Origin of the sequence: Yinghuangia aomiensis (genome assembly GCF_039542225.1) — a bacterium.
In the GTDB taxonomy this organism is placed as follows: Bacteria; Actinomycetota; Actinomycetes; order Streptomycetales; family Streptomycetaceae; genus Yinghuangia; species Yinghuangia aomiensis.
Window position 1 is genome coordinate 1 of record NZ_BAABHS010000085.1, and the last position, 2,022, is coordinate 2,022.

A 2,022-nucleotide genomic window follows, 5' to 3' on the forward strand; every position below is an offset into this window, starting at 1 on the left:
GCGCGTCGCCGAGGGCCACGACGCCCACGTGCGTACCGAGATCCTGCGGCGCTTCCACACGCCGGACTCACCCGCGCAGAGCAGGCGTACCGTCGCCGAACTCCTGGACGCCGCAGCCGAACGCCGCCACCACCGCGACGAGGCCCGCTGCCGCGAGCGCGCCGCCGCCGAGCAGCGCCGCGCCGAGAATGCCGCCCGAGACCGCGAGCAGTACCTCACCACCCTCGCCGCCGACCCCGAGGGCACGTGGCTACGCGTCGTCGCGTGCATCGCAGCCAAGAAGCAGCGCGAGTACGACCAAGCCGTCGAACTTCTCCGAGATCTGCGCGGAGGTGGGCCACGCGGCCGGCGGTGACGTCCGGCTCCGCGAGCAGCGCCGGGATGAGGAAGTTGCGCAGCACCAGCTCGACCGAGTCGTTGAACTCCGTGGAGTACAGCGGGTCTTCCATGGCGACGCATTCACCCCAGCCGTCGCCGTCGGCGGTTTCGACACGGAGGAGGACGAGTTCACGGGTGTGCTGCGTGCCGAACGAAGTCTGGAACGGCGACTTCAACGGCATCGCGACACGGCGTAGTTCGAAACCTTGGATCTTCACGACGACAACTCTTCTCAGTCAACGGTCACCCGAGGCGGCAAAGCCTGGGTGGATGGCCGCGATGCCACGTGTTTCCGACGCTTCGGCCTCGTGGGCGTGACATCGGCGATGGAGCTGCCCGGGCCCGCGGCATCGCGGTCATCGGGTCTTTGCGGTGATGACACCTTGGCGTAGTGCGGGCGCAATGTTGTGGTCTGCGCGACTGAAAACCGGCCCTCGGGGTTGTCGTCGCGGACGACCCGCTAGGACCGGTCGTCCTCGTCGAGCACGTCCCGGACAACGGCGGCCAGCAGGGCGGCCCGTTCGGGCATCGCGGAAACCAGGACGTACTCGCCCTCGGCATGCGCATGGTCGCCCACCGCACCGAGACCGTCGAGGGTCGGTACGCCGACAGCTGCGGTGAAGTTGCCGTCCGAGCCTCCGCCGACGGCTACCGCACGTGGCTCGGGCAGCCCGAGCTGCTTGGTCAGCTTGGCGGCACGGTCGAACAGGTCCCCGGACATCGCTGCTTCCAAGGGGGGCCGGTTGGGGCCGCCGACCACCTCCAGCGTGGCACCGTGCAGTACCGGCTGGAGGCGGCGAAACGCCCGGTCGACACGCTTCTGCTCGGCAACGGTAGCGGCTCGGACATCCACATCGAGGACCGCGCTGCTCGGAACGGTGTTGTTCGTCGTCCCACCGTGAACGATCGTCGCAGTGACCGTCGTGCCCGCGCCCGGGTCCGCCAAGTCCAGCACCGCGAGCGTTTGGTGAGCCAGTTCCACGGCGGCATTCACACCCTTCTCCGGCTCGAGGCCGGCGTGGGCGGCCCGCCCGAGTGCGGTCACCTGATAAATCGAGACGCCCTTGCGCTCGGTCTTGAGCGCGCCCGCGGCGCTGGCTTCCATCACGAACGCGGCCCGCGCACCGGCGGCTTGCTCTTCGATCCACTCGCGCGATGTCGGTGAGCCGAGCTCTTCGTCGCTGGTGACCAGGAGAGCGACGCCGTCCCGGTCCGGGAGCAGCGAGACGGCGTGGATCGCCTGTATGAGGCCGGCCTTCATATCGAAGCAACCCGGTCCGGTCGCGCGGTCGCCCTCGACGGCGAACGGCCATCGTTCCAGCGTGCCCAGCGGCCACACCGTGTCCACGTGCCCGATCAGGAGGACGCGGGTGGGGCCGGCGCCGAAGCGCCACACGTAGTGTTCGCGGTCGCCTCGGAAGACGATCTCGCGGGCGGCGCCCACGGTACGGGCGACGATGCGCGCCAGGACTTCGCCGCAGCGCCGCGTCGCCTCGACGTTCTCCGATGGCGATTCGCAGCTGACTGTGAGGATGTGGATGGCGCCGCTCGGGGGGTCTGACTCCCCAGCTGACTGACGCTGCGGCTGTCCTGCGGTTGAATCGTCGGCCTACCGAGCGGTGCCGTCATGCACGTGGCCGGTCG

The 2,022-nt window shown here is 69.5% G+C and carries 1 protein-coding gene and 2 pseudogenes; 1 reads left to right on the top strand and 2 read right to left on the bottom strand.

Annotated elements, in window-relative coordinates; all coding sequences use genetic code 11:
* A pseudogene (locus ABEA93_RS41910) lies at positions 1 to 355 on the top strand (hypothetical protein); the annotation flags it as partial.
* Between the two features lie 16 nt (positions 356 to 371).
* Here ABEA93_RS41910 and ABEA93_RS41915 read toward each other — a convergent pair.
* Positions 372 to 560 (bottom strand): annotated as a pseudogene (locus ABEA93_RS41915) (o-succinylbenzoate synthase); the annotation flags it as partial.
* 278 nt (positions 561 to 838) lie between these two features.
* Positions 839 to 1,822, bottom strand: coding sequence for a M20/M25/M40 family metallo-hydrolase (locus ABEA93_RS41920; RefSeq protein ID WP_345681277.1), 984 nt, complete (start codon positions 1,820 to 1,822; stop codon positions 839 to 841).
* Between the last annotated feature and the right edge of the window lie 200 nt (positions 1,823 to 2,022).